This is a genomic window from Zestomonas carbonaria, assembly GCF_904061905.1.
Taxonomy (GTDB): domain Bacteria; phylum Pseudomonadota; class Gammaproteobacteria; order Pseudomonadales; family Pseudomonadaceae; genus Aquipseudomonas; species Aquipseudomonas carbonaria.
Map to the genome: position 1 here is coordinate 23972 of NZ_CAJFCI010000016.1, position 18209 is coordinate 42180.

General features: G+C 63.8%; 17 protein-coding genes and 1 pseudogene. 2 read left to right on the forward strand and 16 right to left on the reverse strand.

The features are described 5' to 3' along the window. Positions 1-5: 5 nt before the first annotated feature. From PSEWESI4_RS01930 to PSEWESI4_RS02000, 15 genes and pseudogenes are all read right to left on the reverse strand, one after another. Positions 6-275: a VirB3 family type IV secretion system protein gene (locus PSEWESI4_RS01930; RefSeq protein WP_043208638.1), complete on the reverse strand. Its 270-nt coding sequence runs from the start codon at positions 273-275 to the stop codon at positions 6-8. Then, positions 272-655, reverse strand: coding sequence for a TrbC/VirB2 family protein (locus PSEWESI4_RS01935; protein WP_033482754.1), 384 nt, complete (start codon positions 653-655; stop codon positions 272-274). The genes PSEWESI4_RS01930 and PSEWESI4_RS01935 overlap by 4 nt, the downstream gene beginning before the upstream one ends. Next, complete coding sequence (gene trbB / locus PSEWESI4_RS01940; protein WP_187669513.1) at positions 652-1698, reverse strand: P-type conjugative transfer ATPase TrbB; 1047 nt, start codon at positions 1696-1698, stop codon at positions 652-654. The genes PSEWESI4_RS01935 and trbB overlap by 4 nt, the downstream gene beginning before the upstream one ends. Then, positions 1695-2159, reverse strand: coding sequence for a ribbon-helix-helix protein, CopG family (locus PSEWESI4_RS01945; RefSeq protein WP_187669514.1), 465 nt, complete (start codon positions 2157-2159; stop codon positions 1695-1697). The genes trbB and PSEWESI4_RS01945 overlap by 4 nt, the downstream gene beginning before the upstream one ends. Then, positions 2156-4159 (reverse strand): conjugal transfer protein TraG, encoded by a 2004-nt coding sequence (locus PSEWESI4_RS01950; RefSeq protein ID WP_187669515.1) that lies wholly within the window; start codon positions 4157-4159, stop codon positions 2156-2158. The genes PSEWESI4_RS01945 and PSEWESI4_RS01950 overlap by 4 nt, the downstream gene beginning before the upstream one ends. Positions 4160-4395: 236 nt before the next feature. After that, positions 4396-4674, reverse strand: coding sequence for an EexN family lipoprotein (locus PSEWESI4_RS01955; RefSeq protein WP_187669516.1), 279 nt, complete (start codon positions 4672-4674; stop codon positions 4396-4398). Beyond that, positions 4671-5615, reverse strand: a complete 945-nt coding sequence (locus tag PSEWESI4_RS01960) for a LysR family transcriptional regulator (protein ID WP_187669517.1) — start codon at positions 5613-5615, stop codon at positions 4671-4673. Before PSEWESI4_RS01960 ends, PSEWESI4_RS01955 begins: the two co-directional genes overlap by 4 nt. Before the next feature lie 106 nt (positions 5616-5721). Then, positions 5722-6735, reverse strand: coding sequence for a patatin-like phospholipase family protein (locus tag PSEWESI4_RS01965; protein ID WP_187669518.1), 1014 nt, complete (start codon positions 6733-6735; stop codon positions 5722-5724). Positions 6736-7000: 265 nt separating this feature from the next. Beyond that, positions 7001-7762: pseudogene (tam, locus tag PSEWESI4_RS01970) on the reverse strand (trans-aconitate 2-methyltransferase). Between the two features lie 159 nt (positions 7763-7921). Continuing rightward, entirely contained in the window at positions 7922-8671 is a 750-nt protein-coding gene (locus tag PSEWESI4_RS01975; RefSeq protein ID WP_187669519.1) for an SDR family oxidoreductase, read from the reverse strand. 145 nt (positions 8672-8816) lie between these two features. Continuing rightward, entirely contained in the window at positions 8817-10232 is a 1416-nt protein-coding gene (locus tag PSEWESI4_RS01980) for an efflux transporter outer membrane subunit (RefSeq protein WP_187669520.1), read from the reverse strand. Beyond that, a complete protein-coding gene (locus tag PSEWESI4_RS01985) occupies positions 10226-10960 on the reverse strand; it encodes an SDR family NAD(P)-dependent oxidoreductase (protein ID WP_187669521.1) in 735 nt (244 codons plus the stop codon). The genes PSEWESI4_RS01980 and PSEWESI4_RS01985 overlap by 7 nt, the downstream gene beginning before the upstream one ends. Before the next feature lie 13 nt (positions 10961-10973). Further along, positions 10974-14162, reverse strand: coding sequence for an efflux RND transporter permease subunit (locus PSEWESI4_RS01990; RefSeq protein WP_187669522.1), 3189 nt, complete (start codon positions 14160-14162; stop codon positions 10974-10976). Positions 14163-14248: 86 nt separating this feature from the next. Further along, positions 14249-15505, reverse strand: coding sequence for an efflux RND transporter periplasmic adaptor subunit (locus PSEWESI4_RS01995; RefSeq protein ID WP_187669617.1), 1257 nt, complete (start codon positions 15503-15505; stop codon positions 14249-14251). A 49-nt stretch (positions 15506-15554) separates the two neighbouring features. Then, entirely contained in the window at positions 15555-16298 is a 744-nt protein-coding gene (locus PSEWESI4_RS02000) for an SDR family oxidoreductase (RefSeq protein WP_187669523.1), read from the reverse strand. A gap of 101 nt (positions 16299-16399) precedes the next feature. Between PSEWESI4_RS02000 and PSEWESI4_RS02005 the strand changes: the two genes are divergently transcribed. Both PSEWESI4_RS02005 and PSEWESI4_RS02010 read left to right on the forward strand, forming a co-directional pair. Continuing rightward, positions 16400-17296 carry an AraC family transcriptional regulator gene (locus PSEWESI4_RS02005; protein WP_187669524.1) on the forward strand — a complete coding sequence of 299 codons (897 nt, stop codon included), beginning with the start codon at positions 16400-16402 and terminating at the stop codon, positions 17294-17296. Positions 17297-17591: 295 nt separating this feature from the next. After that, positions 17592-17798 carry a winged helix-turn-helix transcriptional regulator gene (locus tag PSEWESI4_RS02010; protein WP_187669525.1) on the forward strand — a complete coding sequence of 69 codons (207 nt, stop codon included), beginning with the start codon at positions 17592-17594 and terminating at the stop codon, positions 17796-17798. A gap of 45 nt (positions 17799-17843) precedes the next feature. Here PSEWESI4_RS02010 and PSEWESI4_RS02015 read toward each other — a convergent pair whose 3' ends face one another. Further along, positions 17844-18158, reverse strand: coding sequence for a winged helix-turn-helix transcriptional regulator (locus tag PSEWESI4_RS02015; protein ID WP_235978864.1), 315 nt, complete (start codon positions 18156-18158; stop codon positions 17844-17846). Positions 18159-18209: the final 51 nt, after the last annotated feature.

Below are 18209 nucleotides of genomic sequence, written 5' to 3' on the forward strand. Positions count from 1 at the left end.
TCCCCCTACACGTCGAGCAGCGGTTTGTGCTTGATGTGCCGGGCGAAGACCTGCATGAACTGCGGATCGACGCGCGCCCCCCAAACCGCCAGCGAATGACCGACGATCCAGAGCACCAGCCCCGGAATCCACAGTTGCAGGCCCAGCCCGACGGCGGCGGCCAGCGTGCCGTTGGCGATCGCCACGGTGCGCGGCGCACCGCCCATGAGGATCGGTTCGGTCAGCGAGCGGTGCAGCGGCACCTCGAAGCCCGGAAGGTCGCTGGCCGTACTCATACGACGGCCCCGCCGGAGAAGCTGAAGAACGACAGGAAGAACGAGGACGCGGCGAACGCGATGCTCAATCCGAACACGATCTGGATGAGCTTGCGAAAGCCCCCCGACGTGTCGCCGAAGGCGAGCGCCAGGCCCGTGGCGATGATGATGATGACGGCGACGATGCGCGCCACCGGCCCCTGGATGGAATCGAGGATGGATTGCAGCGGGCCTTCCCACGGCATCGAGGAACCGGCGGCCTTCGCCGTGCCGGCCGTCATCAGCATGACGGCGGCCAGCAGCAGGCCGTGGTGTGCCGGCGCGGCTAGGCGCCGCAGGCGCGCAAGGATCGAGGCCGGATTTACGGAAAAACGGAAAGCAACAGCGTTCATCTGCGTCATGGCAGTTCTCCAGGGTGGTCAGGGGACGGGAAAGAAGGCGGCGCCAGCGCGGGAAACGGCGTTTCCATCGCGTCCGCCAGGCGGTAGCCAGCGGCGTCGAAGCCGACGACACGGGCAATGCTTTCGACGTGGCGCTTGCGGCCACGACCGGCGATGTGGATGACGACGTTGACCGCTTCAGCGATCAGCGCCCGTGGCGGATTCACCGCGACTTCGAGAATCAACTGTTCGAGGCGCAGCAGCGCGCCCAGCGCGGAACCGGCGTGGATCGTGGCGATGCCGCCGGGGTGTCCCGTGCCCCACACTTTGATGAGGTCGAGGGCTTCGCCGCCGCGCACCTCGCCGACGATCACGCGGTCGGGGCGCAGCCGCATCGTGGCGCGCACCAGCTCGGTCATCGACACCACACCGGCGCGGGTGCGCAGCGGTACATGGTCGCGGGCCGCGCATTGCAGTTCGATGGTGTCTTCGAGCACCAGCACGCGATCACCGGTGGCGGCGATCTCGGCCAGCAGCGCGTTCGCCAGCGTGGTCTTGCCGGTACTGGTGCCGCCGGCGATCAGGATGTTCTGCCGCTCGCGCACAGCGCGGCGCAGGAACTCGGCCTGCCCGGCGGTCAGGATGCCGTCGGCCACATAGCGATCCAGGCTGATGATACTCACGGCGCGCTTGCGCAGCGCGAACGCCGGGCCAGGCGCGGCCGGCGGCAAGATGCCCTCGAAGCGTTCGCCAGTCTCCGGCAGCTCGGCGGTCAGCAGCGGCTGGCCGCGATGCACTTCCGCGCCGACGTGGGCCGCGACTAGGCGGATGATGCGTTCGCCATCGGCTTCGGACAGCTCCACGCCCAACGGCGCACGGCCCGACGACAACCGATCGACCCATAGCGTGCGGTCGGGGTTGAGCATGACTTCCACCACGTCCGGGTCTTCGAGCGCGGCGGCGATCACCGGCCCCATTGCGGTACGCAGCATCTGGATGCGGCGATCCAGCGAGGTGGTGGCTGACGAACGAGGCTCGGGCGGGATCTGCGGAACGGCGCTCATGAGGCACGCTCCTGGGCTTCGGCCAGCGCCGCTGCGTCATCCATCCGTGCGGTGTCCGGGTGCAGTTCTTCCACCACGTCGCGCACCAGGCTCCGGCCGCGCAGCAGGTGGCGGCCAAGCTGCTCCACGAATTGTTCGAAACGGGCCTTGCCCTGGGCGCGGGCGGCTTCCTGATGCGCTTCGGGAACCGGCGTGCTGACGGTCAGGAAGTAGCGGACGAACAGCGCCAGCGCTTCGATCTGGATGTTCTGGTCGCGCTCCAGGCGTTCGGCCTGCCGCGACAGCCGATCCAGCCGCTTGGCGATGGCCGCCTCGCGCTGGTCGCCCGCGTCCGGCGACAGCCAAGACGCCAGCGCCGCCGCGACGATGCTGGATTTCGACACGCCTTTCTTGGCGGCCAATTCGTCCAGGCGCTTGGCGTGCTCGGGCTGGATGAACAGATTGAGGCGGTAGTGGCTCATAGCTCGATTCCGTCGTTGGGGTCGAGGGAAGCCAGCCGCGCCGTGCGCTGTATGGATGGGTCAAGCTGGCGAGGAAGGGGAAGCGGCAGGTCGTCGTCGTCATCGAGCAGCGCGAGGTCGGCCGCAGGCGCGGCCAGCTCGGGGGCGTAGGCGACGGTTTCGGAGAGTTCGGGCTGACGGCGCGGGCCGCCGTCGTCGGCAGAGGCAGCGAAGCCCTCGGCGGTATCGGACGCCGGCGCGACGGGCACGGCGGGAATCGCCAGGCCGCTCCAGTCGTCCAGACGCGACGGCGGTGCGTCTGCGTACTGCCCGTCCGCGAGTGCGGGAGGCGGCAGCACACGGCGCTTGAAATTGCTGTCCGCGTAGTAGCGCAGCTTCTTGGCCTTGATCGGCGCTACGCTGGACACCATCACCACCGCCTCGTCGGGCGGAAGCTGCATCACTTCGCCCGGCGTCAGCAGCGGGCGCGCGGTTTCCTGGCGCGACACCATCAGGTGGCCCAGCCACGGCGCAAGCCGATGGCCCGCGTAGTTGCGCTGCGCGCGCAGCTCGGTGGCCGTGCCCAGCGTCTCGGAAATGCGCTTGGCGGTGCGTTCGTCGTTCGTCGCAAACGTCACGCGGACGTGGCAGTTATCGAGGATGGAATGGTTCTGCCCGTATGCCTTGTCGATCTGGTTCAGGCTTTGGGCGATGAGGAAGCTGCGGATGCCGTAGCCGGCCATGAAGGCCAGCGCCGTCTCGAAGAAGTCCAGGCGCCCCAGCGCCGGGAACTCATCGAGCATCAGCAGCAGCTTGTGGCGACGTTCGATGCCGTCGGAGCCATCGAGCGATTCGGTTAGGCGCCGCCCGATCTGATTGAGGATCAGGCGAATGAGGGGCTTCGTCCGCGAAATGTCCGAAGGTGGCACCACCAAGTACAGCGACACCGGATGCTCCGATGCAATCAGATCGGCGATGCGCCAGTCGCAGCGCGACGTGACTTCGGCCACCGTGGGATCGCGGTACAGGCCGAGGAACGACATGGCCGTGGACAGCACGCCCGAGCGTTCGTTGTCGCTCTTGTTGAGGACTTCGCGCGCTGCGGTTGCCACTACGGGATGCGGGCCATCGCCGAGATGCGGCGTGGTCATCATCCGGTGCAGGGTTAGCTCGAACGGGCTGGCCGGGTCGGACAGGAAGTTCGCAACGCCCCGCAGCGTCTTGTCCTCGCCGGCGTAGAGCACATGCAGGATCGCGCCAACCAACAGCGCATGGCTGGTCTTCTCCCAATGGTTCCTGCGCTCCAACGCACCTTCGGGATCGACCAAAATGTCCGCGATGTTCTGGACGTCGCGCACTTCATGCGCGCCGCGCCGTACCTCCAGCAGCGGGTTGTAGGCCGCCGACTTCGCATCGGTGGGGTTGAACAGCAGGCAATGCGAGAAGCGCGAGCGCCAGCCTGCGGTGATCTGCCAGTTCTCGCCCTTGATGTCGTGGATGACGGCCGAGGCCGGCCATGACAGCAGCGTCGGCACCACAAGGCCGACGCCCTTGCCCGAGCGCGTGGGTGCGAAGGTCAGGACGTGTTCCGGGCCTTCGTGCCGTAGGTACTGGCGATCATACTGGCCCAGGAACACACCCGCCGGCTGTGTGAGGCCGGCTTTGCGAATGTCATCCGCGTTCGCCCAGCGGGCCGAGCCGTAGGTCGTAACCAGGCGCGATTGCCGCGAGCGCCAGATCGACATGCCAATCGCCACCAGCACGGCGACAAGACCGCTTCCGCCCGCAATGGCACCGCCGGTATCGAACACGCGCGGCGCGTAGGCGTCGAAGAAGAACCACCACTCGAACAGCCGCCACGGGTGATAGACCGGCGTGCCGAAGAATTCAAACCAGGGCGAGCCGAGGCGTAGCTGGTAACCAAGGGCTGCTGCTGTCCATTGTGTGGCACCCCACACTCCGGCGATCACGATGCCGAATACCACGGCAATCTGACCGAACAGCACGTTCGTCCCTTGCATGACCTCGCCTCCGATTTCCCCTGCGCTTTATCCTCATGGAAAGCGCGGCACAAGGACGTGCCGCAGGCGTCAGGTTCGGTGCCGGGTCAGTGCCGGTCAAAGACCGTTTTCAGCAGAAAGGTCGAGCAAAAAGACAGAGTTCGCGCGGTGTCGAACCAAAGAAAAACGCCGCAAGCGAAGGCGCATTGCGGCGTGTTGAACAAAGAAATGAAGGCGAAGCGGCTATCCGCCAACAATCAGAACTTGGGCGATTCCTTCGGCGTCGTGTAAGGGGTTTCACCGTCACCATAGAACCGTTTGCGCGTGGCCTCGGCCACGCGGTTGCACAGCACGTCGCCGAGCTTCGGGCGGTCGGTTTTGCATTGCTGGCGCAGTTCTTTGAGCCGTTCTGGATTGGCCGTCAGTTCTTCCACTGTTGGGATATTCGCTTCCGAGGTGTCGGCCTTCTGAGGCGTTTCGGACTGGCCGCACGCAGTCAGCACGGCTATCAACAAGAACGGGATGATCTTCTTCATGGCGGAGGCTCCTCCAGTGAATCGAGATGATGGTCCGACTTGGGCCTTGGGGGGTCCGGTAATTCGATGGCCTGCACACGTTCAATGAACCGCGCCAGTACATCGGACGGCTCGCTGTCGGGATACAGCAGGTAGGTTGTCAGCGGCGGCACGCGCAACGCCAGCGGTCGGGCCACTACGCCTGAATCGGGATTTGTGGCAATGCGCGCGGCGCCCGTAAACCCAAGCGCGAGGCCCGCCGATACCAAGGCCATCATCAAATCGCACGAAGCGACACGCTCTGCGACCAGCGGCTCAATGTCGGCTCGGCGCAGCACTCGATCAACGAATTTAGCATGGCCTTCGCACACCTGTGGATCGCATAGAACCAGCGGATACCGCAGCAGTTCTTCCAAGGGGATGCGCTTATGTGCAAGCAATGGATGTCGCGCTGGCACCGTCACGATGAGCTGGTCTCTCCAGACGGGTACGGTAGCGATACCGTCGCCGACTTCATCGGACTGCGCAAAGCCAACGTCATACAAGTCGTCATGCAGTCCTTTGATCTGCTGTGACAACGGCACCTCGAAGAATCGGAGTTCGACTTCCGGTTCTTCCTGGCGGCATAGCGCCAGCAGTGCAGGCAAGCGCGATGGAGTGATGCCGTCCGAAAGCGCGACGCGCAGTTGCCCGTGAAAACCATTTGCTGCTGCTTTCACGCTATCGCGTGCCTGCTCCAAGGCGGAGAGCACGCGGCGCACGTGCTCCAGAAACAGCTTGCCAGCACGGGTCAGTCGGGTGCTGCGCGTGGTACGGGCAAACAGCATCACACCCAGATCTTCTTCCAACTCCTTGATGGCCCGTGACAGTGGAGACTGCTCGATGTGCAGCCGCTCGGCAGCACGAGCGAAGTGCAATTCTTCAGCAACCGCCATGAAACACCGAAGATGACGAAGCTCCATATCCGTTCCTCAACAGTTTTTCGGCGCACAGTGCAGCCCGTGTGTATTGCCGATGCCTTCACATCCTTGGGTTGACCAATCTTTATGTGGCGCCCTTTGCCTGCTATTACTCTTGCGTAGGCTGGAAGGTGGCAACCATCTTGTCTCGCTCTTTCGCGTCCTTTCCGGCGAGCGCAAACAATCTCGGAAGCGCTTCCTTCATCGCCAGATATCCAGCCTGGATTGCGCGATCACGCTGGGTCGCATCCTTCATGTCATCAACGACTACACTTGGCGCTATCAGTATGTCGGCCTCCGCCATCTCGGCCTGACTGACCAGGCAGGTCTGAGTCTGGGACACCTTGGCAATGGTCGAAAACAGGGAAGTTCCGTTGTGCCTCGGGCTGTGGCAGTAGATATCGACGCCGACAACGATGTCTGCCCCCATAGCGCGCGTAAATCGGACGGGCACCACACTGGAAACCCCGCCATCGACCAAGGGGCCTATGGCAGATGCCACCGGCTGCATGGCGCCTGGCACTGCTGCCGACGCGCGAATGGCAAGGCCCGCGTCACCTCGATCGATCAGAACCGATTCGCCCGTGTCGATGCCTGTTGCAACAGCCCCGAAGCGACGGGGCATGGATTCGATCGGAACGCCATTGGTCATCGAAGAAACCCATTGGGTCATGGCATCACCGCGCATCAAGGAGACCATGCTCAATCGCCAATCCGTCAGGCTCGACACCTTCAGGCTTCCGGCGATCTGCTTGAGGTCTGCAACGGATCGACCGCTTGCGTAGGCTGATCCGATCACGGCTCCAGCCGACGTTCCGACGACGATACCGACGTCTATCCCGGCTTCTTCGAGCGCTTCAAGCACGCCGACATGCGCGTACCCTCGCAGCCCTCCACCACCTAACGCCAGTCCGACAATGGGCCGTTCGGAAGCGAGCAAGGGGCGGCGCGCCGCATCGGCTCGGACTTCATCGATTGTTCTCACAGACGCCATCGCATCTGACTTCTGGCTCTGCATCGTGCTGCAGCCAGCGATGAACGTCCCGGTCATGACAATAGCAGTCCAGAAGATCGAGGACCGGTGCAGCGCATGGCGCCTTTTCTTGATGGGTGCTGTTTTCATGTCAATCTCCTTTGCGAGTAGCTGGAATCTTGCCGGCGCAAAGGAAGACTATCCATAACATATAGTCTTATTGTTTTTAGCAGTAGTCCAAAAAGGTGAATTGGAGGCTGCTACGAGGGCCGTGGCAGGCAGCCCCAAGGCCGTTCTGTCAGAAGCGCTGACGCAGGCGCGCATGAGCGCGCCCGCGCCTCTTGACCGGCACGGGTCGTCGAAAGCCTCTGGAATGCGCCGCCAAGGCTGGGCGCGGCCGCAGTTCAGGACAAGGTCAGCGAGTCGCCACCAGGAACAAGCGCGGGAATGGCAGAAGCACCGTCCCGTCCTCGAACTCGGGGTACTCCAGGGTGATGGCCTGTTGATAGTCCGCCAGGAACTCTTGTCGTTCTTTCGGCGACAGCGGAGCCAAGTAGGGGCGCAGTGCCGATCCCTTGAACCACTCCACTATCGCCTGATGGTCTCGCAGCGGGTGAAAGTAGGTCGTGCGCCAGACATCAACGTGTGCGCAGAGCGGTTCGAGCAATACATGGTACTAGGCGGCAGCGTGCCGCTCTGGATGCCGGACACCTTCGATCTTGCTGGCCCAACGCCCTTTCGCCGCAATGTCGCGCACAAGACGGTGCGGCGGCTCCATCAGATTGTCCGGTGTCTGTACCGCAAGGCATCCACCTTCCGAGAGCAGTCCGACAAGCCTTGGGTAGAGCGTGTGATGGTCGGGAAGCCACTGAAGCGATGCGTTGGCGAGTATCACGTCCATTGGCCTTGATGCCTGCCAATCCGCGATGTCGGCCACGTCGAACTGCATCCGAGGCAGGCGCACACGCGCCGCCTCGATCATGTCAACCGAGCTGTCCAATCCGGTGATCGCCGCAGACGGGTAGCGCTCGGCGAGCACTTCGGTCGAATTGCCTGGCCCGCATCCAAGATCCACGGCAACGGCAGCATGGTCACGCGGGATCGCGTTCACTAGATCGCGGACAGGGCGGGTGCGCTCGTCTTCGAATACGCTGTACTGCTTTGCGGACCATGTCATCGGTAGCCTCCATTCTCGGTTGCACGTTGCCATATTGCATGCGGCATCGCGGCTGTCGCTGGCGAGGAGTCCCGACTGGCGCGACAAAGCCCGTTAGACGGCCGAGTTTGAGGCAATTCGACCGCCTGGCGGACGCGGCACAGCGAACGTGCCGATAGTTCAGACCGCGCGATGCTTGGCGAATTCGATAGCGTCCTCGCCGGCCGGGAAGCGGAGCTGCCCCGAAGTGTCTTGCACTGCCGCCCAGACCGCCTGAGCGACATCGCTCTCCTTGGTCGTCATCTGCGGCTTACCGAACTCTGCAAAGATGGGCGCGGCAAAGCCTGCGTAGGCTTCAGGGATCAGATCCTGTGGATTGATCGAATTGTTCACGGTGAACCGTGTGGTCGGCGCGTAGCCCGGCTCCACCATCTTGGTACGGATACCGAAGTAGGCCATCTCGTCGGCCAGAGACTGCGTGAAGCCGTCGATCGCCTGCTTGCTGGCCTTGTACGCCGCTGCCAGCGGAAAGGGCTTCATGGTCACGGTCGAGGTCACGTTGACGATGACGCCGGAGCGGCGCTCCCGCATCTGCGGGATGACAGCTTGGCACATCGCCATGACGCCGAAGGTGTTGGTGTCGAACACCTTCTTGATGTGCGCCAGCGGCGTGGCCTCGAACGCACCGACAACGCCGATGCCGGCGTTGTTGACCAGCGCATCGATCGGGCCGGCTGCCGCAACGGCGGCGGCAATGCTTTCCTCGCTGGTCACGTCGAGGGGAAGGATTCGCAGGTTTTCGGCTGACGGGAGAACACCGGCATCCGGCTTGCGCATGGTGGCGATGACCTTCCAACCGTTTGCGAGGAAGTGACGCGCTGTTTCCAGGCCGTAGCCGGACGAACAACCAGTGATCAGTACAGTCTTCATTTCATGCTCCGAGGTGGGTTGATCAGGAATCAACGATAAGAAACGCCGGGCGGACCGTCGATATCAAGCAATCCGCCATTTTTTGTGATGGTCCGACAGAGGGGCTTTCCGCACGCGTTCGGCTACGCGCCCGAGCAGGCACTTCTCAGGGGATTGCTGCAAGGGCCGGGGTGACGTCGTGCTCACCCCAACCACCCAGCGACTTGTAGATGGCCACCACACCGACATTGACACCCCACTCGGCCTGGGCAACGGCGTCATCGGCGGACAGTTGCGTGCGCTGCGCGTCCAGCAGCGTGATGAAGTCCGACGAACCGGCGCGGTAGAGGGTCTCTGCCAATTCCGCCGCTCGGCGGGCGGCAATGGATTGCTCCACCCGCAACTTCAACTGCGCCTGCTGCTTGCCGTAGGACAACAGTGCGTTTTCCGTGTCCTCCAGTGCGGCCAGCACCGCCTTCTCGTACTCGGCTGCCACGCCGTCGGCCTGCGCTTCGGTCGCTCGCAGGCGAGCCCGCACGCTGCCCATGTCGAAAGCGGTCCAACTGATCGAAGGCGTCACCTGCCAGGCTCGGTTGCCGCCATTGAACAGGTCGCCCCAGCCGCCGGACAGGAAGCCGATGAAGCCGCGCACGCTGACCCGGGGAAACAGGTCCGCCGTCGCCACGCCCACGCGCGCCGTGGCCGCGGCCAAGCGGCGCTCGGCTGCGCGCACGTCCGGCCGCTGGCGCAGCAGTGCGGTGGTGTCCCCGATCGGCAACGGCTTGGCGAAAGCCGGGGCCTCGCGCGGGGCCAGCAGTGCATCGAGTTCGCCCGGACGCTTGCCGAGCAGCACCGCCAGGCGATGGCGCGATTGACCTTCGGAGGATTCCATCAATGGCACGTCCGCCTCTACGGCGCGCACGCGGGCCAGACTACTCTGCACATCGAGCTGACTGCCGGCGCCAAGATCGAAGCGGGACTCGGTCAGGCGCTGGGTCTCACCGAGGTTCACCAGCATCCTGCGCGCCACGTCCAGGCGCTTCTGCGTGCCGCGCAGCTCGAAATAGTTGCGTGCCACTTCCGCGGCGATGGTGATCTGCATGTCCTGCAGATCGTTGCGCTGGGCCTGCAGGTCCGCATGCGCGGCCTCAACGCTGCGGCGTACCCGGCCGAACAGGTCCAGTTCCCATGCGGCATCGAAGCCGGCGCTGTAGCTTGTGCTTTCAACGCGGCCTTGACCTTCGACGGGCTGCCTGGCCCGCGTGCCTTCCACACCGGCTTTCATGTGCGGAGCCATGTCCCAGCGACGTTCGCTGAAAAGCGCACGTGCCTCATTGACCCGTGATACGGCGATGCGTATGTCTGGATTGGCCAGCAATGCCTCGCGCACCAACTGGTCCAGCACGGTGTCATCGAACTGGCTCCACCACGTGGCGACCGGATGACCGATGGCATAGTCACTGGAGTTCGCATGTTGCAACACGGTCGGAGCGGTCCGCGGTGCCACGTAATTCGGCCCAACGGTCATGCAGCCGGTCAGCACGGTCGATGCGATGCCCAGGGCAAGGGTACGGATCACCATGACGGCACCTGCTCTTGATGGACAAGGCCGCCCTGTTGGTTGTAATGGCCGGATAACGCTTGGCGCAGGCTCAAACGCGCACCTTCGGTCACGGGTAATTCGCCCTGTCCGCTTCGCAGCGCCGTCCGCACGCTTCCCGGGTACACGCTGCGCACCACGATCCGACTGCCTTGCAACTCCTGCTCCAATTGCAGCGTCCAGGCGTCAAGCGCACTCTTGGAGACGCTGTAAACCGGCGACTTGGCGCTGCTTGCAACAGCGTGGCTTGATTGGTCGAAGCTGAGCAGGCTCTCGGCGCTCGACACATTGACGATCGTTCCGTGCGCGGCTTGGTGCAGCAGCGGCAAGAAGGCCTGCGTCACCGCGATGACGCCGAAAAGATTGGTTGCGAACGTCACCTGCCAGGTCTCAAGCGTTTGCTCGGACGGGATCTTTCCGAACTCGTCCATCACGATACCGGCGTTGTTGACCAGCACATCGAGACGACCGTGGCGAAGTTGAACAACATGGGCCGCCACGCGGATGCTTCCCGGGTCGGTGACATCCAGTTGCAGCGCCTCGACAGGCAGACCTTGCGCCTGGAACGACTGCGCTGCGGCAACGGCTCGCTCATGGTTGCGGCCGGTCAGGATCGTCTGCACGCCGGCCTCGGCCAGTTGGCGGACCGTCTCCAGGCCCATGCCGCGCGTGGCGCCCGTCACGAGGGCGATCTTGGATGAAGTGTCCATGGATGACCTCCTTTTAGGGGATGAGGGACGGATCAGCGGCGTGTTGCGCGGCTGCGGCCGGCGGCGCGTGGGAAACCAGTGGGCGGTTGGCCAGCTTGCGCAGGGCGACGTAGAACACCGGGGTCAGGAACAGACCGAACAGCGTCACGCCGACCATGCCGGAGAAGACGGTGATGCCCGTGGCGCGGTGCACCTCGGCACCGGCATCGGTGGACAACATGAGCGGCACGGTGCCGGCGATAAAGGCCACCGAGGTCATGATGATCGGACGCAGGCGCAGGCGGCAGGCTTCCAAGGCCGATTCCACGATATCCTTGCCCTGCAACTCCAGCTCGCGGGCGAACTCGACGATCAGGATCGCGTTCTTGCACGCCAGCCCTATCAGCACCACGAGGCCCACCTGCACGAACACGTTGTTGTCGCCGCCCGTCAGCCATACCCCGAACAAGGCCGACAGCATGCACATCGGCACGATCAGGATCACGGCCAGCGGCAGCGTCCAGCTCTCGTACAGCGCGGCCAGCACCAGGAATACCAGCAGCACGGCCAGCGGGAACACCACCAGCGCCGCGTTGCCCTGCGTGGCCTGCTGGTAGCTCAGGTCGCTCCAGTCGATCTCCATGCCGGCCGGCAGTACCTGCCGGGCTAGTTCGGTGACCTTGGCCATCGCTTCGCCGGACGACAGGATGCGTGGGTCGGCTTCGCCCATCAGGTCGGCCGCCGGGTAGCCATTGAAGCGGATCACCGGGTCCGGGCCATACGACTGCTTGATGTTGACAATGGAGCCGATCGGGACCATCTCGCCGCGGTCATTGCGTGTACGCAGATTGGCGATGTCCTCGACGCTGTCACGGAACGGACCATCGGCGTGCGCGATCACTTGCCACGTGCGACCGAACATATTGAAGTCATTGACGTAGGCCGAGCCCAGGTAGGTCTGCAACGTGTCGAACACCTCGGTCAACGGCACGCCCTGCGCCTTGGCCTTCACGCGATCGACCTCTGCATCCAACTGCGGCACATTGGCCTGGTAGCTGCTGATCGGGAATCCGACACCCGGCGTTTGCACCGCGGCGCCTTGGAACGCCTGCACGGCGTTCTGCAGCTCCCCATAACCCAGCCCCGCCCGATCCTCGATGAACAGCGACCAGCCCGAGCCACTGCCCAGCCCCTGGATGGGCGGCGGCATGAAGGCGAAGGTGAAGCCCTCTTCGATGCTGGAGAAGCGCTGGGTCAATTCAGCGGCGATGTCCTTGGCGCTTCTGCTCCGCTCCTCCAGCGGCTTGAGCATGAAGAAGGCCACGCCGCTGTTCGGGGTATTGGTGGATTGCAGGGGATTGAGGCCGGGGAAAGCGACTTCGTGCGCCACGCCATCCACGTCCTTAGCGATGTCGGCCATCTTTCTCAGCGCCGCGTCGGTGCGCTCGATGGACGCGCCTTCGGGGAGACGAACACCCGCAATCAGATACAGCTTGTCCTGTACCGGGATGAAGCCCGCAGGCACTGCCTTGAATATCACGCCCGCGCCGACCAGCAGCAACGCGTAGACCGCGAACACCGCGCCCCGGCGGCCCAGCGTGCGCGACACCGCGCCCTCGTAGCGCTGCGAACTGCGATTGAAGAAGCGGTTGAACGGGCGGAACAGCCAGCCGAACAGACGATCGATCAGGCGCGATGGGCGGTCCTTCGGCGCACCGTGCGGCTTCAGCAGCTTGGCGGCCAATGCCGGCGACAGGGTCAAGGAGTTGATCGCCGAAATCACCGTGGAGATGGCGATCGTGACGGCGAACTGCTTGTAGAACTGTCCGGTGACGCCGCTCAGGAACGCCATCGGCACGAACACCGCGCACAGCACCAGCGCGATCGCGATGATCGGCCCGGACACCTCTTTCATGGCCAGGTGTGCCGCTTCCAGCGGCGTGGCACCGTGTTCGATGTGGCGTTCGACGTTTTCCACCACCACGATGGCGTCGTCCACCACAATGCCTATCGCCAACACCAGGCCGAACAGCGTCAATGTGTTGATTGAATAGCCCAGCAGCAACAGCACCGCGAAGGTGCCTACCACCGAGACTGGCACCGCCAGCAAAGGAATGATCGAGGCACGCCAGGTCTGGAGGAACAGAATCACCACCAGCACCACCAGCAAGGTCGCTTCGAGTAGCGTCGTGATCACCGCACTGATCGAGTCGCGAACGAAAACCGTCGTGTCATACACCGAGCTGACCTTCAGCCCAGGCGGTAACGTCTGGCGGATCTGCCTCATCTGCTCCACCACCGCATCCCGGATTTCCAGTGCGTTGGCGCCTGGTGCCTGGAAGATGCCCACGCCGGCGGCATTCATGCCATCAAGGCGAGCGCGCATCGCATAGCTGCCGGCCGCAAGCTCGATACGCGCGACATCAGCCAGGCGCACGAGCTGTCCGTCGGCGCCGGTCTTGAGCACGATGTCGCCGAATTCCTCCACGGTTTCCAGACGACCCTTGGCGTTGATCGGCAGCAGGAAATCACTGCCACTGGGCATGGGTTCGGCACCCAACTGGCCTGCGGAGACCTGCACGTTCTGCTCGCGCACTGCACGCAGCACGTCACCGGCAGTCATGTCGCGCGCGGCGATCTTGTCCGGGTCCAACCACAAGCGCATGGCGTAATCGCCACTGCCAAACAGTTGGGCATCGCCCACGCCAGGAATCTTGGCGAGCCGGTCACGGATGTGCAGGCGCATGTAGTTGCGCAGGTACAGCGAGTCGTGCCTGCCATCTTCGGAGGTCAGGTGCACCACCATCAGGAAGACCGGCGATTGCTTTTGCGTGGTCACACCCTGCCGACGCACGTCTTCCGGCAGGCGTGCCTGTGCCTGTGCGACCCGGTTCTGCACGCGTACCGCCGCCTCGTCCGGATCGGTGCCCGGGCGGAAGGTCACGGTCAGCTGTAGCACGCCGTCGGAGCCGGCAACGGACTTGTAGTACATCATGTCCTCGACGCCGCTGATGGCTTCCTCCAGCGGTGTGGCGACGGTTTCGGCGATCACCTTGGGATTGGCGCCCGGATAGACCGTGCGCACAACCACCGAGGGCGGCACGACCTCGGGGTACTCGCTGATCGGCAGCAAAGGGATGGCGATCAGGCCGGCGGCGAAAATCACAATCGATAGCACCGCGGCGAAGATCGGCCGGTCTATGAAGAATTTGGAAAAGTCCACGGTGTATCTCCTGAATCAGGGACGAGTGGCCCCAACCTGCCGCCGAAGCGGCAGGTGAAGGCACGACACTGGGGGTTAGATGGCGCTTAGTTGGAGGCGTCGGCGCTTGCCGGGGTCGTGGAGACTTCCGTCATCGCCAGCTCGGGCTTGTCCGCCGCCCCAGGCACGAACGCCTTCTGATCCATCGCGACCAGGGTGGGCGTGACGGGCATGCCCGGCATGAACACCCTCTGCACACCGCTGACGATCACGCGGTCGCCGGCGGCCAGACCCTTTTCCACCACGCGCAAGCCGTCGGCCATCCGGCCCACCTGCACGTCACGGCGCTGTGCCTTGCCTTCGGCGTCGACCACGTAGACGTACTTGCGGTCCTGGTCGGTGAGCACGGCCTTGTCGTCCACCAGCGCGGCCTGGAACTGGCCGCTGCCCAGCAACCGCACGCGTGCGTACAGGCCGGGGGTGAACAGGCGGTCCTTGTTGTCGAGCACGGCGCGGGCGCGGATGGTACCCGTGCTGCGGTCTACCTGGTTGTCGAGGAAATCGACCACGCCCGCGTGCGGGAAGTCGCTCTCGTCGGCCAGCGCCACCTGCACCGGCACCTCGCCGTCGCGCTCGCTCGGGCGCTCGCCCTTTCGCGCCATCTCGGCATAGCGCAGGAACGTGCGTTCGTCGGCGTCGAAGTGCACGTGCACCTTGTCCAGCGACACCACCGTGGTCAGCACGCTGGCTGCGTCGCCGGCGCTGACCAGGTTGCCCGCGGTGACCAGTGCACGGCCGGCGCGGCCGTTGATGGGCGCGCGTACCTGGGTCCATTCCAGGTTCAGGCGTGCGCTTTCCACTGCGGCCTGCGCGGCGGCGACGTTGGCCTGCGCCTGGTCGGCGTTGGCGCGGCGCTGCTCGTATTCCTCGGTCGACAGGGCCTGCAGGTCGGCCAGGCGCTTGGCGCGCGAGGCTTCGCTGCGGCCGAGCTCGGCCAGCGTGCGCGCACGGGCGAGTTCGGCCTGCGCGCGCGCCAGCTCGGCGCGGTAGCTGCGTGCGTCGATGGTGAACAGTACGTCGCCCTTCTTCACCTCCTGGCCTTCGGTGAAGTTGACGCGCTCGATGTAGCCGGAAACGCGCGGACGCAGTTCGACGTGCTCGATGGCCTCGATGCGGCCGCTGAACTCGTCCCACTGGCTGACGGTGCGCACCGGCACCGGGGCGACGCTGACCTGCGGCGGCGGCGCGTCGTTCTCGGCGGCCTGGCCGCTGCAGCCGACCAGCACGGCTAGGCTCAAGGCCAGCACGCTCGCACTGCCGAGGACCGATGTCGATCGCGAAAAGTTGCGGGAGCGGGTTTGCATGATCATGAGAAGATCCTCGTGAGTGGGCGAGTCTTGGTGGCGCTCGCCGTCAGGTAGCACGCGCCAGTGCAACGGCGTCGGCACCCGCAGGGAAATGCAGGCGGTCGGTGGTGTCGTTGGCTGCATTCCAGACGCCTTCGGCCACATCCGTCGCGAGCGTCACGACAGAGATCTGGCCGAATCCCGCGAATACTTCATGGGCGTAGCGCTCGTAGGGCTTCGTGATCAGTCCCTGCATGCGCTGCTGGCCGTTGGCGGCGAAGCTCGTGGAAGGTCCATATCCGGGCTCAACCAGCTTGACGCGCACGCCCACCGCCTTGAGTTCATGTTCCAGCGATGCCGTGAAGCCTTCGATCGCGGTCTTGCTGGCGGTGTAGGCGGCAACCAGTGGGAACGAGGCCAGCGTCACGCTGGACGTGACGTTGACGATCGTGCCGGCTCCGCGGTCGCGGAACCGCGGGATCACCGCTTGACACATCGCCATGACGCCGAACGTATTGGTCTCAAAGATCTCCCGCACCGTGGACATCGGTGTGGCCTCGAATGCACCGAACAGGCCGATGCCGGCGTTGTTCACCAGCACGTCGATGGGGCCAGCGGCCTCCATGGCCCGGTCGATGCTCTCGGGCTGGGTGACATCCAGCGGCAGAATGCGCAAGTTGTCCGAGGCTGGAAGCAAGTCTGGGCGGGGCGTCCGCATGGTAGCGATGACCTTCCAGCCGTTTGCCAGGAAGTGACGGGCGGTTTCCAGGCCATAACCGGACGAACAGCCAGTGATCAGTACAGTCTTCATTTCGTACTCCGAGGTAGGTGGTTGACTCGGTGGGTACGTTAGGGAACTCTAGCCGGACCGTCGATATCAAATAATCCAATTTCTTTCAGTAATCGTCCAGCATGAGTGACCCTCTCTCCGAAATCGTCCGGCTGCTGCGCCCACAGGCCGTGTTCGCCAACCCGATCAGCGGCAAGGGCAATTGGGCGGTTCGCTACTGCGAGTTCGGCAAGCCCAGCTTCTGCATCATGCTGGAAGGCAGTTTTCGACTGGCCGTGGATGGACACGAGCCGACAACGATCAGCGCCGGTGATTTCGTGCTGCTCCCCACGACTCCGGGCTTAACGATATCCAGCTTTGTCCCCGCGCCACCGGTCTACATGGACCCCAACCAGGTGCGGGAAGAGCGGGGCGAATTGCGCTATGGCGAGCAGACAGGCCGACCCGATATGCGCTCATTGGGTGGTTCGTTCATTTTTGATTGCGCCGATCCGGGTCTACTGGTGTCGCTGCTGCCGAAAGTGGTGCACGTGCAAGGTTCGATGCGGCTGTCACAGCTCGTCCAGATGATGGGCGAGGAGACCACGGATGAGAAACCAGGCAACGAGTTCATGCGCTCCCGGCTGGCCGAAATGCTACTTGTCGAGGCTATGCGTTCAACTACGTCGGGAAGCGCCCCGCCGGGCCTACTCCGTGGATTAGGCGATGAACGATTGGCAGGCGTGTTGAAGCAAATGCATGCGCGTATTGACCAGAACTGGTCGGTTTCCCAACTAGCCAAGATCGCAGCCCTGTCGCGGTCCAGCTTCTTTGAGCGATTCACGCGGACGGTCGGAGTCGCGCCGATGGAGTACCTGCTCTCGTGGCGGATGGAAATCGCGAAGGAACTCCTGCGTTGCGACGAATTGTCTGTTTCGGAGATCGCCGAACGCATCGGCTATGGCTCGACGAGCGCGTTCAGCGTGGCATTCACCAGGCATGTCGGGCAGCCGCCCAGCCACTACGCGCGCTCAGTGTAAGAACGCCTGCCGTTCAAGGAATGGAAGGGCCGCGCGTTCGTCCAATCTCCCATGTCGCACCACCACCATGCACCGTCGCGGCGAGTGTCGGCAGCGATGTCCTGTGCGGCCTTCTCCAGACTGCGCCCGCACAGCGTCGCCAATAGTTGCGCAGCAGGATTACGCGCTGCCCCCGGCCGCTCAGCCAGCCCCTGCTCGGCGAGGAGCTCGGCACGCTGTTGCAGCGCGTTCTTGAGCTTGAGTAAAGTGCAACGCTATTCGGACTTCGAAATTGATCGCTGGGATTTCCCAGAAGATGCTGGCCCAGCAACTTCGGCAATTGGAGTCCAATGGAATCTTGTCGCGAAAGCTGTATCCGCAGGTGCACCCGAAGGTTGAGTTCCTGGCAGCGGATGGGGGGCAAGCCTTAAGTCGTTCTCTGGATGCAATGCTGAAATGGCCGGAACAGCGCCATGCCTTGCTGTCTGCACACGATGGCGATACGCCTCCAGAATCTTATTGAGCGTAGGAAGCAAGCCGACCTTCGGGCTTGCTTTTTTGCTCGGGATTACTCTTGGCGATCGGATGCTCCGTCATACAACTCCCGATTGCGCAGGACATCTTCGATATTCTTTTCCGCCCATAGACGCAGCTCGTCAAGCGCTGTAGCCAGTGACTCTCCCAGGGTGCTCAATGAGTATTCGACTTTCGGCGGGACAGACGCAAAGACTTTGCGGTCGATGATGCCGTCGCGCTCCAGAGATCGAAGTGTCTGCGTGAGCATCTTTTGCGAGACGCCTTCAATGTCCCGGCGCAACTCGCCAAAACGCCGCGGCCCTCCAAGCAGTAAGCCGATGATGAGTACGGCCCACTTGTCGGCCACGCAGTCGAGCACCTGTCGGGTGGGGCACGTAGCTAGGTAGGGATTCCAAGG